The organism is Embleya sp. NPDC025285 (assembly GCF_055558835.1).
Genome location: NZ_JBVHLU010000108.1, coordinates 1 through 22,268 on the forward strand (window position 1 = coordinate 1; position 22,268 = coordinate 22,268).

A 22,268-nucleotide genomic window follows, 5' to 3' on the forward strand; every position below is an offset into this window, starting at 1 on the left:
CTCTTTTTTTTTTCCCCCCCCCCCCCCCCTCCCCCTCTCCCCCCCCCCCCCCCCCCCCCCCCCCCCCCCCCCCCCCCCCCCCCCCCCACGACCGGCTCGTCGACCATCCAGAGACGACCGGGAGGCCAACCCGTGGCAACACCGCGATCGCCGCAATACCGTTGGGAGGACGCGGCATTGTTGCGCGCGACCACCTACCCCGGCGACCTGGGCCCCGTGGACGACGTGGACATGTCGGGTGACGACGCGACGCAACGCGGCATGGCGTGGCTGACGGGAGTGTGGCGCCACGACCGGGTCCGGGCCGCCGTCGGCGAGGCGAGCCCCGACCTGCGCCGGGGAATCGACGCACTGGTTTCCGGCAAGACCTCTGGTGATCCCCGCCGGGTCCGGCGCGCGGTGCTCGCGCTCGCCTCCTACCTGCTCCGATGGCAGCACCGACCCACCCCCTTCGGCCGGTTCGCCGGCGTCGCCGCCGTCCGCATCGAGACCGAGGCGAAGGTGAGGTGGGGCGAAGCGCACCTGACCTCGAACCGCGCCGACGCGGCATGGCTCGCGGACGTCGTCGCCCGAATACGGCGGTGCCCCGAACTGCTCGATCGACTGAGCGTGGTCGCCAACGACTGCGGCCACGTCCGCGGCGACAGGTTCGTGGCACCGGGCCCGCCGGCGGAAGGGCCCTCGCCGGCTCTCGCCCCGATCGAGGTGTCCGTGCGCGAGACCCGGCCGGTGCGCGCAGCGCTGGAAGCCGCCCGGAGGCCGGTGCGCTACGGCGAACTGCGGGCCCTGCTCACGGAGCAGTTCCCCACCGCGAGCCGCGAACAGGTCGACGGGGTCCTCGGCGGACTCCTGGCGCAGAACATGCTGATCAGCTGCCTGCATGCCCCGATGACGCACACGGACGCACTCGGCCACGTGTGTGCCCGCCTGCGGGCCGTCGACGCCGAGGACCTGCCCGCCGTCCGCGAGGACGTGCACGATCTGTACACGATCCACCGCCGGCTCACGGCTTCGCCCTCCGTGGGCTCGGCGGACGTGACCGAGCGGATGCGGACGCTGAGCACGGTGGCATCAACACCGCTGGTCATCGACACCTCGCTGGACTGCGACGTCCGCATCCCCGAGCAGGTCGCCCGGGAAGCCCGCGACGCGGCGGCCGTGCTGTACCGGTTGACCCCGTACCCGTTCGGCCATCCGCAGTGGCGCGACTACCACACCCGGTTCCGGGCACGCTACGGCGTCGGCGCCCTTGTCCCCGTACGGGAGTTGGTGGCCGACAGCGGACTCGGCCTGCCCGCCGACTACCTCGACTCCGCCCGTGGCCGCGCCGCCCGACAGGTCGGCGCACGCGACGAGAAGATCCTCACGCTCGTCCAGAAGGCCATGCTCGACGGAAGCGACGAGATCGTCCTGACCACGCCGGTGATCGAGGACCTTGCGGCGGGCGCCCCCGAGGACATCCTCCTGCCTCCGCGCACCGAAGTGGCCATCACCGTTCTCGCCCCGACCACCAAGGCGCTCTCCCGCGGGAACTTCAGGCTCGTCGTGACCGGAACACCCCGCCCCGGCAGCAGCATGGCCGGCCGCCTCGCCCACCTCCTGTCCGACGCCGACCAGGACCGCCTCGCCCGCACGTACGGCTCCCGGGACGCCGTCGCGGCACAGCTGTCGTTCACCCCCCGCAGGCGCCGCAACGAGAACGTCGCCCGTACCGCGCAACTCCTGCCGCACGTCATCTCGCTGGCCGAGCACCGCGACCCGAGCGAGGGCCTCATCCCCGTGACGGACCTCGCGGTCACGGCGGACGCCCGCCGGTTCCGCCTCGTACGGCTGAGCACCGGCGAGTTCGTCGAACCCCGAGTACCGCACGCCCTGGAAGCCGGGATCCACACCCCGCCGTTGGCACGGTTCCTCGCCGAACTGTGCACCGCCCGCTGCGCGGTCTACCAGGGGTTCCACTTCGGCGTCGCGAGCCACCTGCCCTACCTGCCCCGGGTGCGGTTCCATCGCACCGTATTGGCCCCGGCGCGCTGGCTGCTGACCACCGACGACCTCGCCGCCCACAGCACCGGGACCACCCGAGGCGATCCCGCCAGGAAGACCCCGTCGCCCGATCGGGCATGGTCGAACGCGCTGGACGCCTGGCGCACACGACTGCGCGTGCCCGACCACGTCGCGCTGATCGACCACGACCGCCGCCTCCCGCTCGACCTCGGCCGCAGGCTCGACCGGCTCGTGCTGCGCACCCGACTCGAGCGCACCGGCACGGTCGAACTCCGCGAGCACGCCAAGCCGCAGGACGTCGCCTGGCTCGGCCGCGCCCACGAACTGCTCATACCCCTGACCCTCGACCAGCCCTCGACGCCCGCCCCCGCTCGCACGATGAGCCGCACGCAGCCGGTCGCCGGAAACGCCGGACGCCTTCCCGGGGGCTCGGACATCGTGTACGCGCAACTGCACGGCCATCCCTCCCGTCATGACGAGATCCTCACCGAGCACCTACCCGCGCTCCTCGCCACCTTCGACGCCCCGCCGCGCTGGTGGTTCCGCCGCCACCGCGAGATGACCCGCCCCGAAGCCGACCAGTACCTCGCCCTGTTCCTGCACCTGCCCGACCCCGCCGGCTACGGCCCCACCGCAGAACGCGTACGCGACTGGGCGGACGGGCTGCGCCGAGGCCGCCTCCTCGCCCAGCTCGCCTTCGCCACCCACGAACCCCAGACCGGGCGCTACGGACACGGAACCGCCACCGACGCCGCATACGACGTCTTCGCCGCCGACTCCACCGCAGCCATCGCCCAGATCCGCGCCGCCGACTACGACCAACAAATTCCGCAGGCGCTGACCGCGGCCAGCATGGTCGACCTCGCCGGCGCCATGACCGGCTCCGCAGAGCAAGGACTTGCGTGGCTCATCCGTGAACTTCCCCAGGAGCAGGGCCGCCTGGATCCGGCATTGCGCAATGCCGCCTGGGAGCTGACCGCACCCGATTCCGCAACGGCACCGCCGACAATCCGGCCCCCTGGTACAGACCCCGCCCAAGCATGGCGAGCCCGCGCCGACGCCATCGGGGCCTACCGCCGAGAGCTGGCCGCACAACGGCGTGACCCCGCCGCCGTCCTACGATCCCTGCTGCACCTCCACTGTGTCCGAGCACTCGGCGTCGACCCGGACCGCGAACGCGTCGTCCAGCGCCTCGCGCGGGCATGCGCCCTGCGCCTGGCCGTCCCGCGGCAGCAGGAAGCAGGTGACCGTGCCGACACAGCCCTCCACTGAATCCGCCGCCACGGCCCACGCCTACGCGGCGCACCTGGCCAAGCCCACCGACGCGCCCGGCGACGAACCGTGGGTCCGCCAGTCCCTGACCCGCGGAGCCGCCGGCACCGCCCTCCTTCACATCGAACGCGCTCACGCCGGTGACGGCACGTGGCAGCAAGCCCACGCCTGGATCAAGCACGCAACCACGGGGGACATCAGCGCCACCGACAACACCGGCCTCTACCAAGGCGCCCCCGCCGTCGCCTTCATGCTGCACACCGCCGCCGCCGACACCCCCCGCTACCACGAAGCCCTGACCGCACTCGACGCACACCTGGGGCCGTTGGCACACAAGCGCGCCACAGCCGCACTGGAGCGGATCGCGCGCGGGGACCTCTCGGACTTCCGCGAGTACGACGTGTTCTTCGGGCTGACCGGCATCGGCGCGCTGCTGCTGCGCCGTCATCCCGGGGCCAACGCCACGGAACGGGTCCTGACTTCCCTGGTCGCGCTGACCAAGCCGCTGCACACCGACGACGGCGACCTGCCCGCATGGTGGGCCGCTCACGACCCTCACCACCACCACTCCCCGCAATACCCCGGTGGACATGGCAACTTCGGCGCCGCGCACGGCATAGCCGGCCCGCTCGCCCTCCTGAGCCACGCCCTGCGGCGCGGCGTCACCGTGGACGGACACCGCGAGGCGATCGACCGCATCTGCGCCTGGTTCGACCGATGGCGGCAGGACAGCGACGCCGGCCCGTGGTGGCCGGAGTGGATCACCATGGCCGACCTGCGTTCCGGTCGTCCCGGCCGGCTCCGACCCGGCCGGCCCAGCTGGTGCTACGGCACGCCGGGCATCGCCCGCGCGCTGCAATCGGCAGGCATCGCCCTGGGTGACCACAGCCGTCGGGACGCGGCCGAGGACGCGCTCACCCGCTGCCTCACCGACCCGGTCCAACAAGCCCGCATCACCGACCTCGGACTGTGTCACGGCTGGGCCGGCCTCTACCAGACCGTGTGGCGCGCCGCCCGCGACGCCACCACCCCCGCTCTCGCCGCGCATCTACCGGAAATCGCCGCCAAGTTGGCCCGGCACGCCGGGCCCGGCGCCGCACCCGGCTTCCTGGAAGGCGACGCGGGAACCGCCCTCGCCCTGCACACCGCCGCGCACGACCGCGCGCCGACCTCGGGATGGGACGCATGCCTCCTTCTTCACGCATAGGCCCCGGCACCACAACAGGCAAGCCTGCCACCGCAGACGACCGTACGACCCCGACCCGGGCCACCGAGCGCGCGGTGTGGACGGTCCTGGCCGGAGGGTCGCTCGACGAGGCGGCCACCGGGGCGGGCCTCACACCCGCGGCCTTGGCCGCCGCCGCGGATCTCTACCGGGAGGGCGGACGGCAAGCCCTCACCCGGCACGCCGGGAGCGTCGCCTGGTGGCAGCTCTACATCCAGTTCACGCACTGGCACACCGCCGAACAGACCGCCGCTGAGCACCTGGTTCCCGTCCTGCAGCGCGCCGGGGAACACGGGCTCGCGGCCTGGTGGTTCATGCGCAAGCATCCCTGCTGGCGGCTGCGCGCCATGCCCGGTCCCGACAGCGAGGACGCCACGAGGTCCCACCTCGCGGCAGCGCTCGACGCACTCACGGACCGCGGGCTGATCCAGCGATGGTGGCCCGGGAACTACGAACCGGAGACCACCGCATTCGGGGGCGAGGAGGCCATGGCACACGCGCACACGCTGTTCGCCGCCGACAGCCGGGCCGTCCTCGGTCTGACCGACCACCCGGAGGCCCTGGGCCGCCGTGAACTGTCCGTGCTGCTGTGCGGCATCCTCATGCGCGCCGCCGGGCTGGAATGGTACGAACAAGGCGACGTCTGGCACCGCGTCGCCCTCGAACGGCCCCTGCCCGCCGACATCCCCTCCGACAAACTGCAGCACATGGCCGGCGACCTGCGACAACTGCTCCTCGCCGACACGACACCGGACGGACCCATCTTCGGCACCACCGGCACCATGCCCTCCGCCGCACCATGGGCCGACGCCTTCCGCCAAACAGGTCGACACCTCGGCCGCGCCGCCGGCTCGGGAACACTCGACCGGGGCCTCCGCGATGTCCTGAGCTACCACGTCATCTTCCACAACAACCGCCTCGGACTCCCCGCCCGCACCCAGAGCATCCTCGCCCACGCGGCCCGCATCGCCGTCCTCGGCACACCAACCCACACGCCCCCACCCACCACCACACCGGGCCCCGCAGCCGGGAAACGGCGCCGCGACCCGCCCGGCCCCGGCCCCGGTCCGGTGGCCAGGTTCCCACTGATCCTGCAAGCCCGGCGAAGCTGCCCAGACCTGACCACCCGGATCGCCGAAGTACGCCACTACGCCCAGACGTGCCAGGACACCAGCGACCAGGAAGAACGCATCGACCGCGCATGCTCCGCCTGGAACCTCGCGGCGCTCGTCGCGGCGGACTGTGGCCTGCCCGACCTCGCCACCGACCTGTGCGAACGCCAGTTCCCCATCCTCCGGGCCGCCTGGCCGGTCACGGGACCCGTCGCCATCGCCGCCCTCCAACCGCTGGTCAACCTCGCCCGGCTCACCGGCCGCGCAGGCGACCCCGGCGGCGCCTACCGGGCCTTCGACTCCATCAACCGCGCAGTCCACCACGGCGGCGAAGCCCGGGTCCACCACCTGACCGTCACCTTCGACGACTTCACCGCATCGCACGATCGCGGCCCAGTGAACCGGTGGCTGCACGTGCTGCTGCGCGAGGACGGCACCCGCGCCCTCGCCGCCACCGGCGCGTGGACCGAAGCCGCAGCCCACGCCGCACGCTACGACGACGACGTCCACCGACTCCGTGAAAGTCGCCAGACCCGCATCCTCGCCGACACCGCCGACGGGCACACCGACGCGGCACTCGCACTCATCGACACCAGCTCCGCCACCGAACCGTGGGAACACGCCGTCGCCGCCTGCCTGCGCAGCCACGCCGGCCGCGGCACACCGGCCGCGGCAACGCTCACCACCGTCGAGTCAGCCCTCAGTCCGACGGACCGCGACACCGCCCTGTTCCGGCTGCGCCTGGGACTCGCCGCGCTCGACATCACCAAGGCCGCACAACAACCGGAAGCCGGCCGACTTTGCGACCGACTCATCGCCACCGCCACAGCGTCCGACGACGCGTTCGCAGCCCGCGAACTACTCCGACACCCGACATGCCGAACCCACGCAAGCACCGACCAGACCGCAACACTCACCGAACTGATCCGCCGCGCCGGGCTCGGACACGGAACCATCCCACCCCCGCTACTCACGCAGTTGACGACCGCAACGCGAACCGCCGGAACCATCCTCGCCGCCACGCTGGACGTGCCGCCGCCAGTCGACTGAGGCACGACGCGCCATCGCGCCACCTCCGACGCCGCAAGGCACGTCATTGCGTGCCTTCGGTCACCCCTGAGACGCAGCGAACGACGAACCCCAGCGCGAACATCCCTGCGCCGATGCACGTAGACGGGTCCTGGGGACCACTCACCCTGGCCCGTGGCCTCCGGCCCCGGAAACTCGAGCCTCACCCGTCAGGGCCCGGGCGTGAACGACGAGCTTGCTTCACGATGTAGCCGGCTTCGACCCGGATGCGGAAACGGCACTCCGCTCGGCACGAACGCCGCCGTGCAGGGCCTGCGTTCCGGGTGGTGCAAAGCCGTGTGCCCGTCGGCCGCCTCCGATCGCCGAAGTCCACGGAGCTGCCCGGAAGCCGGTTGTAACCGGAGTTCATCCAGCCGCTGTAGCCGCCGGGTCCGGAACGGGTGATGTCCGTCGAGAAAACTCCGCCGGCCTCGGGAATCCAGGTGTGCGGTGGATGCAGCACCCCACCTGCGCCGCCTCGTGGTCAACTCCGGCAACGCCACCATTGTCTGGGACCTCACCGAACTCGATACCCCCGTCGACCTCACCCTGATGAGGCTCCCTGGAATTCCCCACCCCCCCGCTCAGGGTCGGGACAGAGTTGCTCACCTTGATTCCCCACCCGCGGGCCGCTGACCTGGGGTCGGACGCCAGGCCTGTGGGAGCCGCCCGATAACCCGCGCTTCCAGGGGTCGGGTCGGACTGTCCAGGGGGGCGTAGCCATCGCGTCAGCGACGCCGAAGGCGCCCTTGACCGGCCGGCACGGCCCCGACCCTCAACTGTCGGGCGGCTCCCGATCTTTGCTGAGCGTTCAGGCAAGTGGGGAACGAAGAGCATGCCTGGCCGTTTTCGGAGATCCTCATCAACCCCACCGACCCCCACCCACGGCTGAGCACCGGGCCGCTGGTGCAGTCGGGCCCGAACGCCCGGCGCCTCCCGCTTCGCGAACGATCGGGCCCACCCCGAACCCGCCCGTTCAGGGGCACCTGCCTGCTCGGGTCAGGCGCTGCTGTGGGTGCCGGCGCCCGGCCGGTACCTGCCGGCCGTGCCGAACTGATCGCCGCCTGACTTCCCGAACCGCTCGGTCCGTTCGACACCGCACCTGCGACAAGGGGAAGTTGCCGCGTCATCTTCGGTGGACGTCGTTTCGAGGTGAGTTCGGGGGTCGGTGGGTTGGCCCGGAGGAGGTTCAATGGCGCTGTGAACCGATGTCGCTGCGTGAAGTGTCGCCGCCGGGGGTGAACTTGACCGCCGTGCGTGGAAGGACCGAAGGGTTGTGTCCCTGTCCCTTGCTGCGGTGGGCGGCGTTGCCGGCGCGCCCACCCACGCACGGGCGTCGGGCGTGACGATGGCGACTCTGTGTGACTGATGGGTTGTGCGTGCGGGTACACGCCCTCGTCCGGCGACCGGGAGCGTCCGGTGCGGGCGTGCTCCGGCCGTGTTTCCGTGCGCAGGGAGAGTGCTCGTGACCTTCACATCCGATCCCGAACCCCCCACACCGGCGCCCCGTCACCACGAAGCCCCCGCGTCTGCGGCCCATTTCGAACCGCCCATGCCTACCCGCCCGCACCCGTTCCCTGAATGCGACCGCGCTCCCCGTGCGACCCGCGCCGCCCGGAGGCCACTGTTGCCGGGGCGAAACTCGTGGTCCTGCCCGATCTTGTTCTACGGTTTCGGCAGGTGAAACACCAGCAGGGCGAGGTGGATGTCGCGGTTCGGGTCATGGGTGGATCCGAGGACGAAGTCGTGGCGCTCCTCGGTGCCGCCGGGCAGGACCCGTTTGCACGATGGGTGGTCGGCGAGCACCCTGACGGCCTTCTCGGTGATCTCGCCCGGGTTGCCGCTTCGAACGAACACCAGCAGCGCCCCCTTGGTGTCCCGCCACACCATGTAGCCGAGCAGTTGGTCGACCGCTTCGTTGAACGCCCTCGCGCCGGACCAGATCTTGCATTCTCCGATGAAGACGTTGCGGTCGCGCTCGCGGATGAGCAGATCGGTCTTGCCGTTCCCGTTGAACAACTCCCCGCCGGCCGCTCCCTCGAAAGCAGTATTGAGGCTGATCAGCAGCACATTCCGGATGTCCTCCTCTCCCAGGTTCTTCACGGTCGTGGGGCTGCGTTCCAGGCCGTTTCGGGCGAACGCGAGGACGCGAAGGGCTTCCTCGTAGTCCGCGATGGCCAGTGCGGGCTCGGGCTCGAACGAGGGGGTCGTCTCGGGTCTCGCCGGCTTGACGTTCACCTTCCGTCGGATCACCGGGACCGGGTACGCCCCGGTCACGTCCCGGTGTCGGATCGGGAAACCGAGGTCCGCCACCATTCCGCGGTCCTTCAAGACCTTCCTCTTTCGCTGGGCCAGCCACTTCTCGGCAAGGCCGGGCAGGCGGTCGTTGTACTGCTGAATCTGTGGTCGGGCACGGTCGAGGTGCTGGTCGAACTCGTCGAGGTACGTGTCCAGATGCCTTCTGGCGCCGCCGCTGTCGCCTGCCTCCCCTTCCCAGAGGATTCGCAGTTCCCCATCCCGCGCCGTTGCGTTCCATCTCTTCACCAGCCGCTGGCCGGGGTTGAGGTAGAACACCTCCGGAGCGCCCATGAAGGGGATCGCGAACTCGATCCGGCTCAGGTACCGCTCGTCGTCGAAGCCCTGGTTGACTGCCTGTTCGGATGTCGCGGCGATCTGGATCCCGTGCCGATCCATCACCGGGCAGACCACGGTGTGGGCGGCCACTAGGTAGTTGACGATGTCGGCTTCGGAAGTGGCGAGTACCTGGTCTGACTCCCAGCCGCTCGCTTCCTTCCGCATCTTCTCGGCCTTGTCGGTGAGGACGCTGGACAGCAATGATCCTGCGAAGAATTGCCGGCCGCTCAAGTAGCTCATGGACCTCATTGTGGTCCGAGAAACGGACACCGACGGAAGCAAGCGTGGCGCCCGAGAGGCGAGTTACCGCAGCGTTCGGTTCGATCGAGTCGCCCACCCGGCCGGGGTCGCCGGTAATACCCTGCGCGCCATGACCGTGCGACTGCGCCGTATCGAATCGCTTTTCGGAGCCCGACTGGACGAGGTGTCGTTCGACACCGTCGCTGCGCTCGTCCACAATCCGTCCGCGGCCGAGACGGACGACCTGGACTACAAGAGCGAGCACTACAAAGCGAACGAGGAAGGTCGGGAGGAACTGGGCAAGGACGTCGCCGCGTTGGCAAACACCGTCGGTGGCGTCCTGGTCATCGGCATGTTCGAAGTTCAACGCGTGCCAAGCAAGGTGAACACCATCGATCTCGCGGACGCCCGCCAATGTTCGATCCGGGAGACGATCGCCTCCCGCGTCTTCCCACTGCCGCGCTACGAGCTCCACACCCTGCCTGAGCACCCCGGCGCGCGGAAGGGAATCCTGCTGGTGGCCGTGTCGCGCAGCGTGGAGGCCCCGCACCTGGTGATCCGCGACACGAAGGCCGTCTACGGCTATCCGGTGCGCAACGGCGACACGACTCGGTTGTTGTCGGAATCCGAGATCGCGACCGCCTATCGAAGGCGCTTCGGCGAACTGGCGTCCCGCGGACGCCGGATCGTATCCGTCGAGGAAGAGGCACTCGACGGCGCGGCGCGCGCGCAACCGGCACGGCCCATCGTCGCGGTCTCGCTGGTCCCCGACATCCCCGGCACGTTGCGGCTCGACAACGACACCCGGTCACGACTGCGTGCACTGGCAACAGACGACCGCCCCCACCAGGGCTTGGACGTCGGATTGTTCCGCGACTTCCGAATCGGTGCGCGCCGTGTCATCCTCGCCTCCGAGCACGCCCGCCCCACCTACCGCGCCGAGCTGCACATGGACGGCTCGGGGGCCTGGACCCACGCCGCCTTGCGACGCGACCACACCCAGAGCAACCCGGTGGTAATGAATGCTCCCGGCGGTGTCGACGTCGACTCGGTGGTGCACACCGTCGTCGGCGCACTGCATCACCTGGGCAAGCACGCCGACGCCGCGGGAACATCGGGCACGGCGGCGATCCGGGCGACCTTGTGCGCCCGTGCCCGGCCGGATTCACTGGTCGGCAAGACGAATCCGATTCATCTGATGGTGGCTTCGCACAGCAATCCGGACTCGTGGCACACAGTGGGTGAAGATCCACACGTCACGGCCACGGGAGAGGCGTACGCCCTCGTCGAAGACCTGGCCGACGGCGGTACCCCACTTGCCTGCGCCGCCTGGATGCTGCTCTGCGACCTGTTCCAGCACTATGGCCTCGCCGAACCCGACCACCTCACCCGGGACGGCGCCATCCGACTCTCCCAGTGGGGCACGGCCCGATCGAAGGCTGCCGCGTGGTCCCGCGCCGCAGGGCTGGTCGAGGTGGACGAGTAGCAGAATCGGGCAAGCACAGGCGTCAACGGTCGGGGGGACCCCAAGCGCATGCACTCACCCGGCGGTTCCCATCGGGGCGCCGAGGTCGGCAAACAACTCGACGTAGCGGCACCGGTCTCGAACAGGCGGGGCGGGTCGAGAACGGCGTTGATGGCGGTGAGGCGTTCGCGGCACGCGTCGCCGGCCCGGTCGTCGTCGGTGGTCATGGCGTCTCGCTTGTGTGGTCGGTGGCAGTGGTGGACCGGTCCTCGCCGAGACCGGCGTGGATCTCGGTGCCCGGGTGGGCCGCGATGTCGTCGGCGGTGCTGCGGTAGCGGCTCGCGGTGTCGCGATGTTCGTCAGCCAAAGGGGCTCCACTGCGGCGAGTTCCTCGTACAGCGCGGCCTGGGCGTACACGGCCTGTGCCCACGCGGTCCGCGAGTTCGAGTTGTACGCCGCCGTCGAGGCGTCCATGGCGTGGCCCATCCGGTCGCGCAGGGTGGCGGCCTTCGCGCGGTCGCGGTCGGCGGCGTCCCGGGCAACGACGTCGCGCGGGTCCACGGCGGCCAGTCCGGTGAGGACCGTGTGCTCGGCCTTCGGGAACAGTTTCCGATACCAGGTACCGAGGTCGCGGGCGAGCTTGAGGCCCTCGCCCTCGGCCCGCTTGCGGCGTCGGCCCAGCGCGGTCCACGCGCGTACGTCGCCCTGCCACCGCTCGCGGGCCCGCGCCTCCACGATGTGGGCGCCCTCCGCGATCTGTTCCCAACTCGCGCCGCGCACGCGCTCCAGCACGGCGGCCAGGACGTCGCCGGGCTCGTGTCCGGTCGCGCCGAATTCTTCCAGGGCCCGCTCGGCGAGCCGGCTCAGCACGTCTGCGTGGGCGATCCGAGCCTCGTCCGGCGGCTTCAGAGCCCTGATCTCGCGGTCGGTCACGACGCCGGCTCCGTGGGGTCGTGACCGTTATCAGTGGCGGCCTGGAGTCGCAGGAGCTGCCGTACCTCCTCGGCCTGGTCCCGGGCCTGTTGTCCGTCGGTGCGCAGTCGTTGCGCGGTCTCGGGATCGGACTCTTCCTCGGCGAGCTGCGCGCACAGCTGCGACTGGCGGGCGCGGGTGATCATCAGTTCCCACATGCCGATCGGACGGCCGACGTAGGCGTCGAGCAGGGCCAACTCCTCGGCCGCGCCCATCCGCAGCAGGGCGCGGGAGACGCCCTGGCCGGTGTCCGGCGCGTGGTGTCCTCCGAACTCCTCCAGCCACGCGTCCAGGTCTGCGGCTTCCTTCGCGACGTCTTGCGCGCGCTTCCACCGGGGCCGCCCGTCCGGCTCGACGTTGCGCTCGACCCACGTGTCGTGGTGCGTGCCCCAGCGCTTGGTGACGTTCTGGCGCTGGCTGTCCACCCGCGCGCCGATCTCGGGCCAGTTGGCCCCGGTTTCCCGGGCGTGAACCGCGGTCGCGATCAGTGTTTCGTTGGCGAGCGCGACGAGTTGCTTGGCGATCGGCAGCAGGTCCGCCGCCTCGCTCGGTTCGGTCGTCTGCTCCGGTGTGGCGGCCACCAGTTCGAGTGCCTTCTCGACGGTCGCGGCGGCGGCGAGCGACAGGTCCAGGCGGGTCAGACTCGCCCTCCGGTAGGGCGGCTTCGCATGCGTCGGTTGCTCCAGGGCGTCTTGCGCTTCTTCCTGCGTGATTCCCATGGAGGCAACCTAGCCATTCCTTCGATGACATGTACGTCGATCCATGCTTCTCAGCCGAAGGGATGAATCGGTGGCGCTCGCGGCATCTGGACCGGTGCTGTCGTGGGCTGGGCGTCGATTCGCGTCTTGGACCGTCCGCCGCGCACGGTGGCCGGGTCGAGCTCCTGCGGGCAGGTCGAGACCGCGATCGCCCTCATGCGCACCCGACTTCGTCCCCACGCCCGTGTCCCCGCCGCCGCCTCCCTCTTGGGCCGCTCCACAGCCGACCGCCTCCGCGCCGGTTGACGTTCGACACCGCGTGAACCGGCATCTAGGCATCGAGTCGATCATCCACAGGTGTCGCTATGAAGTGAACAGGTTGTCTCCACACGTACGTCAGGTAGCACGCGAGTACGACGACGAAGACGGCCAGCAGGACCGATCGAAAGGCAGCAGTGGAAGCCACCCCGACGCCGCCACCCAGACCGCGTACATCAGGGTCATGGACGTCTCGTGGTAGCCATTGTTGCGGTGCTTTTCCCGCACTACTGCCCGGACAACGGTCCGAGTAGTAGTGCCGGCCAAAGGGCCCTGCGGTCGGGCCACCTCCATCCTGGGCCGCGGCGCTGTCAACGAATCCGCTCTACGCGACCGTCATCGATCGCCTCTTCATCGGCGCGCCATCATCGAGAGCGGCGCCGAGTCCTGCCGCCCGGCCCGGACCAGGGCCAATTGGCAGGCGAAGAAGACGGCCACCCCGGCTATTTGCTGGACGGCTTCGACTGCTCGTTCCCCGCCTGCTTGTTGAGGTACTCGATCAGCGCCGCCTCCTTGCGAAGCAGCCGCTCCCGGTGGTCTGCGGGAAGCGACGCCAGAGCGTCCACGAGAACTCGCGCCCGGGGCACATGAACCAACGCCGTCGAGAAGATTCGGCACCCGAAACACCAAGCCAGGCCGATGCACCGCTCGAACCACCGGGATTCGGGCGGGTATAGGCGGAACTGATAGGAACGGACGATCGTTCCGCACGCGGCGCAGACGCGTCGGTCCCCGTCCCGGGCAACGTCCCAGGACGTGACCTTGACCCAGCGGTACCGCCCGACCGGCGCTCTTCAATTCGTCATGCGCAGCATTCTCCCCCCACAACAGAGCCGATCGAGACCGAATGCCGGGACCAACCAGAGGTTCGGCCGCCGTCTCGGCGTCCGCCGCGGCGAGGAACAGGCCTCCAGGAGTGCGTGTGCCTCCCGTTCCTCGAGCAGACACGCTCCCGAGACGCTGTGTCGCAGGTACGCCGGAGAACCGGAAGCACGTCCTGGGGCGGGGACTCGACGGCGATCCTCCGAGTGCGCGATCCCTCGGGGAGTGCGACAGGGAAAGTACGATCTCCGGGCGTTGCGTAGGGCCCCTGCCCTGGGGCAGGGGCCCCACCGGGAGCCGCACACCGGAGGGTCACCCGTCGGGCGTGCGGGCGGAGGCGCCCGGTGACGCAGGACACCGGACCTCTCCCGGGCCGTAAACGGTAGACCTCGGACCTTCCGAAAGGAATAGGCCAGACCGACCGATCCCGGCCATCATCCAACCCGATCGCCCGTGCAACCGAACACGACGCAGCATCCCCCCGGAACGACCCGCGGGCGCGCGGGACGTCCGACCTGGCGGACATCCACAAGGGTGGGTCGGATCCGGTGAGAGACCCACCAACTACGCTCGGTACCAGACACGTTCACATCGGGGGATGAGCATGGGCAAGCAAAGCACGTCCCGTACGGGCGGGATCGCCATCCGATGCGCGGCCGTGATCCTGTCGATCACGACGGCCGCCGCCTGCTCCGGCGGCGACGGCGGGAAGGCACCCCCGCAGCACCCGAAGGCCGCCCCCTCAGCGGTCGCGGGGTCGGCCGGGCCCGGCTCCGACAACGCGGACGAGGAGGCTCCCGCCTGGGACACGGACAACCTGCCGCCGGGCGTCGACTTCTGGGCCGGGAAGGTGGACCTGGCGGTGTTCCTGTGCCAGGCCTCCGACCCGAAGACGGGCGGCTGCTCGAACGGCGCAGTCACCACCGTCCAACGCGAGGAGATCCTCGCCGCCCTCAAAGCCATGCCGCAGGTCAAGCACGTGTACTTCGAGGACCGGAGACAGGCGTGGGAGTTGTTTCGCGCGCAGAACGCCGGCAACCCCCTCCTCGTCGACGCCATGACGGCCGAGCAACTCCCGGAGTCCTTCCGCGTCAAACTCAAGGACCCCGCAACCATCACGACGGTGGCCTCCGCGTTCGAGGGACGCCCGGGAGTTGCCTCGACCATGAAGCACACCCCCTCCGGCCCTCCCACCACTCCCCCGGTCACCACCACGGCCGCGCTGACCCCGGAGCGGGCCAGGCGCGCCGTGTTGACCGTGGACGACGTCGGCACCGGCTGGACCGCGGGCGCCCTGACCGACACCGGGCCCAAGCCGGCCGCCGCGCCGTACTCGGGTGTCAGCGGCGACGCCGGGTGCGACCGCGCCCTGGCGGGCGCCCCGACCGGCCCGATCGTCGTCCTCCTCGGCGCACAACGAACCTTCGAGGACACGGCCGGCACCCGGCTGGTCGCCACCGTCCAGGCATATGAAGGCAACGGTGCCGCGCTTCAGTTGGCCAAGACCCGCGCCATGTTGACCGGCTGTGCAGACCTGCCCGTGTCGTGGGCGGGTGCCACGGCACGCTTTCGTGCCGTCGCCTCCCCCACCGTCGGGGACGAGACACTCGGCATGCGCATCGTCACGAACCAGAGCGGCGACACCAGAACCGTCGACTCGATCTTCGTACGCATCGGGCCCAACCTCGCCACCATCACGCTCCCCGCCGACGCCGGCCTCGACCCCACCACCTCGGACCGACTCGCCCGCCGCGCAGCGGAACACCTCCGAAACGCCGGCCGCGACTGAACGAACCCACACCTCTCGCACGCGATTCTCTCGCGCGCACACATAAGGTCACCGGGAAGGTGCGGCTGGTGGTGCGGTGGTCGCAGCTCGGCTCGGATCCGCCGCCATCGCGGGATACGCGACGCGAGGCCGGCATCCGGATGGAGGCAACCGTGAAAGTCCCTGACATGTCGCGCGGTGCGCGTCTCACCGCCCATGGCGCCGTCTCCACATCCCTGGCCATGTGCAGTGATCGCGCGCTGCGCGAGTTCGTGGACACGGCAGTGCCGATCGGGTCCGGCATCGGCGGGAAGGCGTCCCTGCTGGAGGTCGCCGGAACCCCCGTCTTCGTGAAGCGGGTGCCTCTCACCGACCTGGAAAGACGGCCCGAGCATGTCCGGTCCACGGCGAACCTGTTCGAGTTGCCCGTCTTCTGCCACTACGGCGTCGGCGCCATCGGCGGGCCGGGCTTCGGGGCCTGGAGAGAGCTCGCCGTGCACACCATGACGACGAACTGGGTACTCGCGGGCGAATACGAGGGCTTCCCCCTGATGTACCACTGGAGAGTGCTGCCGGACACGACGCCCCTGCCCGAGGAACTGGCGGACGTCGAACGGGCCGTGGCCTACTGGGGCGGCGATTCGCGGGTACGCCGCCGGATCCGGGCTCTCCGAGAGTCCTGGGCGAGCGTCGCGCTGTTCCTGGAGTACATCCCGCAGAACCTGCACCGGTGGCTGGGCACCCGGGTCGAAGCAGGAGAGCGGACCGCCAACCGGGCCTGCACGATGGTGGAGAGGGATCTGGCGGTCGGCACCTCGTTCATGAACAGCCGCGGGCTCCTGCACTTCGACGCGCACTTCGAGAACATCCTGACCGACGGTCGGCGCCTGTACTTCGCGGACTACGGCCTCGCCTTGTCCTCCCGGTTCGAACTGCCGAAGGACGAGGCCGACTTCTTCGACCGGCATCGGACCTACGACCGCGATTACACCGCCACGTATCTGGTGAACTGGCTGGTCACCGCTCTGTTCGGATATCGGAGAGAGGACGCGGACGGCCGCTACGAACTGGTGCGCGCCTTCGCGGAGGGCAAGCGCCCCACCGGAATCCCCGAGGAGGCCGCAGCGATCCTCATCCGGCATGCACCGACCGCCGCCGTGATATCGGACTTCAACCGCACCTTCCAGCGCCGGAGCAGGCAGACCCCGTATCCGCTGGAGGAGACCCGCCGGGTCGGCCGCATGCACAGCCCATCCGTTGACTGATGAGCCTGTAAAACGGATGCCACCCGGCGCAAGGAAGCCCTGCCCTGGTGCCAAGCGACGCGGCCGGGGACCACCGCCTGGTGACAGCGCAACTGGACGCCCGTCTCCTCCCCCACGCGGCCTCGACCGGTACCGGCACCGGATGCGGGAGCAGCGACCCCGGGTTGCACCGGCCGTTCACCGCCGACGACGCCCGGGGAGGGGTTGACGATCGGGCGTCCGTCCGGTGTGCGAAGTGCTGGGTCGAGCACGCCGAATCGGTCGATGCCGCGGGGGTTGCAACATGAGTGTTCGACGCCCCTCGGCCCCGGGGCGGGGACACGGTCTCCGCTGGCACAACTTGCGGGCGAGCCGCGTCGTCCCCGTGGGGGGGTGCCCGGCGGCGGGGCGGCGTGAACTCCTGCGGTTCATCCGTTCGTTGCCTCAGGAGGGAAGGCTTTCCGACTTCGTCCCGAAGCCGCTCGCGACCCTCGCGGATCGGGGCGGAGCGGTCATCCGCATGCTCCAGTACCGCAATCTGGGCTGGACGGGCATGCAAAGGGTCTTGGCGGTCGCGACGCCCACGCTCCTGGCGGCGTCGACCTACGGTCTGATCGGCTGCGGTCGCAAGGATTTGACGCCTCGCCTGGTGACGGACTTCGCGGCCGTGTTGGGGATCGACGCCCCGGAGCTGGCGGCGCTGACGGGCGTCCACATGCCCGAGGCACCACCACCCCCGCGCCCGGAGGCGGTCGACGCCGCCGCCCTGCTGTGGGAGGCACGGCGCCTGTCCGCGGCCCAGGCACGGCACGTCGCCGAACTGGCGCGCTCCATGCGCGGGGACTGCGCCAACGGCTATATCGCCAACCTGCCCGGGACCTGACGGCCACAGGGCGCCCTCCCGCCGAACGACCCTCCGCAGGCGTCCGACGCGGTCGAGACGCCAGGGGTCGAGGGCGTCGGCGACGGCATGGTCCGGTGATCGCCGCGTGGCGGAAACCGGTCCCAGCGCATCGACTTCGGATGACGGTGCGCGGCGCGCGGTCGGACGTGCAAGAGCTGTGTCGGTGAGCGTCGCGCGGAAGAACGGCGACCCGAGCGACGGCGGAAACTCCCTCTCTGCGATGACCGCCCCCATCGAGCCGATTGCCCGTGATGGGCTTCCCGGTAGTCCACGCAAGGAACGGCACATACACGAGCAGGATCCGGTTCTCCGCGAGTTCCTCGACGAGGCCACCGACGCGTGGGCCCTGGACGCCAATCTCGCGCGGCTTCGCGAGATCGACCCGGACGCGGAACTGATCACGATCGCGTTCGTGGATGCCCTGTGCAACCCGGAGCTGTACGGCGAACAGGGCCGCTCGCACCAGGAGTACGTGACCGCCAAGCAGGCGCAGGGACGCCTGGACCTGTGGGAGCTCCTCTTCGCAGGGGTCTGCGACACCGACCACGAATCCGCCTCGTAGGCCCTCTCCGCGGGACACAACCTCTCGCAGCCCGGGAGCCGAAGCGGCTGCCGGTGGTGGGGGTCCACGCGAAGTCGATGGCCATCGGCTCACGGGAGGGCTGCTCCCACGACATCGACCCATCGTCATTGGCATCGCTCGATCCACGGACCGCACCGAGGTGACGTATCCGAGCCATCCGAAGCCGACTTGGTCGCAGAGATCGGTGTGTGGGCGCCCGGGCATGCACGGAGCCGGCGTCGCCCCGAACTGCCGTTCGCGCCTGCTGGCCGGCGGATTCAGCAGGCGGGGAGGGTGGCCGGCGCCTGGAGCCACGCCACGGGCGCGTACCCGGTGATGCCGTTGTCGGTGGTCACCCGTGCCCACAGGTTGCTGCGGACTCCGTGCCAGCCCCACGTGGTGGGCCCGGTGCTGGCGCAGGTGGCGGTGAGGTCGGTGCCCACGGGGACCGTGGTGACGGTGGAACCGGCGCCGGGTCGGGACCGCATCGGCAGACCGATCTTCTGCAGCGCGGTCACGGTGGTGCGGGTGACCTGCGCCTCGGCTGCCGGGGCTGCCGGTGCCTTCGCCGCCGGTGTGCCGGGCGGGGTGGCGGCCGATGTCGGGGCGGTCGACGCGGTGACGGCGCTCTTGGCGGCGGACTCGGTGTCGGGCTTGTCGTCGCCCGCGTTCAGGAGGCTGCATCCCCCGACGACCACGACGAGCGCGATGCCGCCGAAAGTCGCCATCCCCCCGAACGAGAAGCCGTCACCCCCATCGCTGACGGCTGGGCGAGGGCGGGACTTGCGGCGCAGGTGCGAGCGCACGCGGACGTAGCCGGGCGGGACGTCGGACACGATGCCTCCGGGGTCAGTGGACGTACGGGGGAAGGGCGTTCTCGGCGAGGGCCACCAGCGCGGCGACACGGCTCTGGTCGAGCACACGCGGTCGGGCGTCGAGCCACTCACGCAGGGCCTCGGCGGGCACGACGGTGACGCCGTCCACCACGGTGCCCCGACGAGGCAGATGCGGCTGACCGTGGACGGAGATCACCGCCTGCACGCCCACGCCCAGCGCCTCCTGGGCCTGGTCGGCCTCCCATCGCACCGTGCGCAGGGCCCTGTCCTGGGGGTATCTGCCGTACCACAGGCGGCCGTCGGCGTCGAAACGCGCCCGCGACTTGGTCGAGGTCCACGTCTTGGTGTCCAGGTAGACCACCCCTCCGCCGCCGAAGAGGATGTGGTCCAAATTCGCGGCCGAGCCGGGGATCGCCCGATCGTGCAACGCGACCCAGCCGCGGGCCAGGGCCAGCGAACGGGCGGTACGCCGCTCCCCCTTGGCGCCCTTGGCCCAGCGATCGGCGGTGAGCGAGCGCGTGTACGAGCCGCCGGTGAGGGTCGCGCCCACCACGATGCCCGCGCCCGCGCCGAAGCTCGCGGACGCGGAGGCCGCGGCCGCCACCCACCCGACGAGAGACGCCATCCCCGCGACCAGCGGGGCGCGCCGCAGGGCGATGCGGTGCCGCGCCCGCCGGTGGGCGCTGCGGATGGAGCGGGACTGACGGGCGGCGGACGCGCCGGCGCCGAACATACTGCGGACCATGCGCAGCCTCCCCCGAGACGGTCCTCCCCTGAACTCGACCACGATAGCGATCCGTTCCGACACACACGGTGAGTTCGCGGGGATCGGACCTGGTCCGGTGTCCGCGAACGCGGCCTGTATGCGCCGTCGCGGGCGTGGCGTAGGTGTCGAGCCCACTACATTCGGACAACGCATGTGGGGGCTTGAGACCGACCGATCCGGATCCCTTCTGTGACCGACCCCGACGAATGGCTGCGGCGTGCAACCGCGATCCGGCAGTTGAGAGCAACCGCGGTGCCGAGAGCAGCCACGCCTGCAAGGAACCTGTGCCTGCGGAGACCCGGAACCCGCCGCGTGCTTCGACCTGCAGGCCGAGCACCGCGCGATGCTCGGGGGTCAAGCCCGGCAACTCCGCGTCTCCGCAAGCGCGTTACCCGGGGGATGTCCACGCGAACGCCCACAGCGTTGGCACAACACGGTGGTGACGTCGCGTGCTCGGGCCGCGACGAACCCGTCGATGGAAGCCGCGCCGATTCGCCGTGCCGTCGGGGCGGCCCGGCCAGGCCGAGGACCCGCGATCCCGGGTGGGGGTGGGGATCACGGGCCCATCACCGGCAAGGGGGGATGTGCCGGGACCGTCAGGCTACGCCGACCCGGCCGAAAACTCCTGCCTATTCTGCGACAGGCATTGATGCCACCGGGGACTTTAGCCTCGATCGTTCATGAGTCCTCGTCGGTTCGCTGACGGGGACTCTGTGCTTGTGAGGTGGGTCTTTTTGATGCTTGGGCATGCCGGTGGCCCGATTGTCGCGTCGGGTGGGCGCCGGGTTCCACGTCTCCGGGCTTTGTCTCGTTCGTCGGGGCGAGCGGGTCGGGTTTCATGTGGGTGCGGCGAGCTGGTCGAGCCGGGCGATCCCTTCGAGGATGTGCCCGGTCCAGGGCCATCGGTCGGGCAGACGGACGACGAGTCTTCGGCCGGTGCGGACCAGGCGGGCGGCGGCGCCGAAGAGGCGGAAGCGGAGCTTCTTGATCTCCCACCGTTTCGCGTCGCCGGTCAGGGCGAGCATCTGCGTCCAGGTGACCAATTCGCAGGCGAGCGAGACGAGTTCGCACCAGATCTGGTTTTGTGCGAAACCGTGCAGCGGCAGGTTTCGCAGGCCGGTCGCCTTCGCCTGGCGGATGCGGTCCTCGGCGCGGGCGCGTCGGCGGTGGCGGAGTTCGAGGTCCGCGAGTTGCCCGCCCGCCGTGTTCGTGACGAAGGCGACACAACGGTTGCCGTCGACGTCGGTGATCCGCAACTGCGCGCCGGGGTGCGGGCGTTCCTTGCGCACGACCACCCGCATGCCCTTCGGCCACCCCGACAGGTCGAGCATGTCGGTGACCTCCGCGACCCACGCGCCCTCACGCGGACGGCCGTCGGCGTCGTACGCCGGCGTCCACGCCGCCTTCGGCACGGCGAGGATCGCCGCGTGCATCCGGTCGGTGATCGTGAACCCGACCGAGTACGACAACCACCGGCCCGGCCGGGAGAGCCACGCGAGGAACTCGTGGGTGCCGCCCGCCGAATCCGTGCGGATCAGCGTGTTCCGGCCCCGCCGGTGCCGTTTCGGGACCTGCGCGAGGGCCTGGCGGGTGACCTCGATGTGGTCGCTCGCGGTGTTCGAGCCGGCGTTCCCGGGCCGCAACAACACGGCGAGGGGCTCACCGGCCCCTTCCGGGCCGTGGTCGGCGAACGCCCACAACGGATGGAACCCGAACGTCTTCTTCCAGGTCGGGCACGCGCCTTCCTTGTCGGAGTGCGCGGTGACCAGGACGCCGTCGAGGTCGATCGTCAACCGCTCGTCCACGACCGGCGACGCCGGTCCGGCGAGGTTCCAGGCCCGTTCGCGCACCGCGGCGCGGGCCGCCCGGATTGCGGTCACCGCCTTCGGCCCGACGGCGGCCAGGGCGGTGACCAGGCGCGAGACCGTCGGGTCGGACGCCACCGGACCGAACACCCCGGGCTGTTCCCGCAGGATTGCCACGTCGGAGAGGCAGTCTCCGCCCACCGCGAGCGTCACCGCGAGATCCAGGACCGTCTTCCCCGGATCGTGGACCGCCCTCGGTTTACGCCACGGCGCGAGCGCGCCCGACAACGCACGATCCAACCCGACCGCACGGGCCGTCTCGGTCAACAACACCCCACCGGCCCGCGAGACGATCCCCGACCCACCGGGCTCGACCCGGACACGCGGATACGAACCGCTATCCTTCTTCACCTGGGAAGTGCTTCTTTCCGTGCAGCCGACAGGACCCTAGAGAAGTCCCATCGTTGCAGGTCAGGAGCACTTTCCGTTTCTCTGACCGCATGTCAGACGCCCCGCTTCATGAAAGCGCGAGGTTAGCGGGTGCGCGAAGTTC

At 70.4% G+C, this 22,268-nt stretch carries 15 protein-coding genes; 8 read left to right on the plus strand and 7 right to left on the minus strand.

What is annotated here, in order from left to right:
• The first annotated feature begins 132 nt into the window (after positions 1-132).
• The 3 genes from ACZ4FV_RS42860 to ACZ4FV_RS42870 are packed head-to-tail and all read left to right on the plus strand — an operon-like array spanning position 133 to position 6,663.
• Positions 133-3,276 (plus strand): lantibiotic dehydratase, encoded by a 3,144-nt coding sequence (locus tag ACZ4FV_RS42860; RefSeq protein WP_465326207.1) that lies wholly within the window; start codon positions 133-135, stop codon positions 3,274-3,276.
• Positions 3,248-4,483 carry a lanthionine synthetase C family protein gene (locus ACZ4FV_RS42865; RefSeq protein ID WP_465326209.1) on the plus strand — a complete coding sequence of 412 codons (1,236 nt, stop codon included), beginning with the start codon at positions 3,248-3,250 and terminating at the stop codon, positions 4,481-4,483. Before ACZ4FV_RS42860 ends, ACZ4FV_RS42865 begins: the two co-directional genes overlap by 29 nt.
• Positions 4,462-6,663, plus strand: coding sequence for a thiopeptide-type bacteriocin biosynthesis protein (locus tag ACZ4FV_RS42870; protein WP_465326211.1), 2,202 nt, complete (start codon positions 4,462-4,464; stop codon positions 6,661-6,663). Before ACZ4FV_RS42865 ends, ACZ4FV_RS42870 begins: the two co-directional genes overlap by 22 nt.
• A gap of 1,683 nt (positions 6,664-8,346) precedes the next feature.
• Here the strand turns inward: ACZ4FV_RS42870 and ACZ4FV_RS42875 are convergent.
• A complete protein-coding gene (locus ACZ4FV_RS42875; protein ID WP_465326213.1) occupies positions 8,347-9,555 on the minus strand; it encodes a hypothetical protein in 1,209 nt (402 codons plus the stop codon).
• Here ACZ4FV_RS42875 and ACZ4FV_RS42880 point away from each other — a divergent pair.
• A complete protein-coding gene (locus ACZ4FV_RS42880; protein ID WP_465326215.1) occupies positions 9,554-11,041 on the plus strand; it encodes an AlbA family DNA-binding domain-containing protein in 1,488 nt (495 codons plus the stop codon). The two genes, ACZ4FV_RS42875 and ACZ4FV_RS42880, sit on opposite strands and share 2 nt — an antisense overlap.
• 54 nt (positions 11,042-11,095) lie before the next feature.
• On the opposite strand, the gene ACZ4FV_RS42885 is transcribed toward ACZ4FV_RS42880, so the two are convergent.
• From ACZ4FV_RS42885 to ACZ4FV_RS42895, 3 genes are all read right to left on the minus strand, one after another.
• Complete coding sequence (locus tag ACZ4FV_RS42885; RefSeq protein WP_465326218.1) at positions 11,096-11,953, minus strand: hypothetical protein; 858 nt, start codon at positions 11,951-11,953, stop codon at positions 11,096-11,098.
• On the minus strand, positions 11,950-12,711 hold the full coding sequence (locus ACZ4FV_RS42890; protein ID WP_465326219.1) for a hypothetical protein: 762 nt from the start codon (positions 12,709-12,711) through the stop codon (positions 11,950-11,952). Before ACZ4FV_RS42890 ends, ACZ4FV_RS42885 begins: the two co-directional genes overlap by 4 nt.
• 740 nt (positions 12,712-13,451) lie before the next feature.
• Complete coding sequence (locus ACZ4FV_RS42895; RefSeq protein ID WP_465326222.1) at positions 13,452-13,574, minus strand: hypothetical protein; 123 nt, start codon at positions 13,572-13,574, stop codon at positions 13,452-13,454.
• An 854-nt stretch (positions 13,575-14,428) separates the two neighbouring features.
• Between ACZ4FV_RS42895 and ACZ4FV_RS42900 the strand changes: the two genes are divergently transcribed.
• The 4 genes from ACZ4FV_RS42900 to ACZ4FV_RS42915 all read left to right on the plus strand — a co-directional run bounded on the left by ACZ4FV_RS42900 (position 14,429) and on the right by ACZ4FV_RS42915 (position 18,308).
• Positions 14,429-15,619 carry a permease-like cell division protein FtsX gene (locus ACZ4FV_RS42900; RefSeq protein ID WP_465326226.1) on the plus strand — a complete coding sequence of 397 codons (1,191 nt, stop codon included), beginning with the start codon at positions 14,429-14,431 and terminating at the stop codon, positions 15,617-15,619.
• A 167-nt stretch (positions 15,620-15,786) separates the two neighbouring features.
• Positions 15,787-16,863 carry a protein kinase family protein gene (locus tag ACZ4FV_RS42905; protein WP_465326264.1) on the plus strand — a complete coding sequence of 359 codons (1,077 nt, stop codon included), beginning with the start codon at positions 15,787-15,789 and terminating at the stop codon, positions 16,861-16,863.
• A 418-nt stretch (positions 16,864-17,281) separates the two neighbouring features.
• On the plus strand, positions 17,282-17,725 hold the full coding sequence (locus tag ACZ4FV_RS42910) for a hypothetical protein (RefSeq protein WP_465326229.1): 444 nt from the start codon (positions 17,282-17,284) through the stop codon (positions 17,723-17,725).
• A gap of 241 nt (positions 17,726-17,966) precedes the next feature.
• On the plus strand, positions 17,967-18,308 hold the full coding sequence (locus ACZ4FV_RS42915) for a hypothetical protein (protein ID WP_465326231.1): 342 nt from the start codon (positions 17,967-17,969) through the stop codon (positions 18,306-18,308).
• Between the two features lie 278 nt (positions 18,309-18,586).
• On the opposite strand, the gene ACZ4FV_RS42920 is transcribed toward ACZ4FV_RS42915, so the two are convergent.
• The 3 genes from ACZ4FV_RS42920 to ACZ4FV_RS42930 all read right to left on the minus strand — a co-directional run bounded on the left by ACZ4FV_RS42920 (position 18,587) and on the right by ACZ4FV_RS42930 (position 22,126).
• On the minus strand, positions 18,587-19,144 hold the full coding sequence (locus ACZ4FV_RS42920; protein WP_465326234.1) for an SH3 domain-containing protein: 558 nt from the start codon (positions 19,142-19,144) through the stop codon (positions 18,587-18,589).
• 13 nt (positions 19,145-19,157) lie between these two features.
• The gene (locus ACZ4FV_RS42925) at positions 19,158-19,889 is read right to left on the minus strand and encodes a nuclease-related domain-containing protein (RefSeq protein WP_465326237.1); all 732 of its coding nucleotides are present in this window, start codon (positions 19,887-19,889) and stop codon (positions 19,158-19,160) included.
• A gap of 857 nt (positions 19,890-20,746) precedes the next feature.
• A complete protein-coding gene (locus ACZ4FV_RS42930; protein WP_465326239.1) occupies positions 20,747-22,126 on the minus strand; it encodes an IS1380 family transposase in 1,380 nt (459 codons plus the stop codon).
• Between the last annotated feature and the right edge of the window lie 142 nt (positions 22,127-22,268).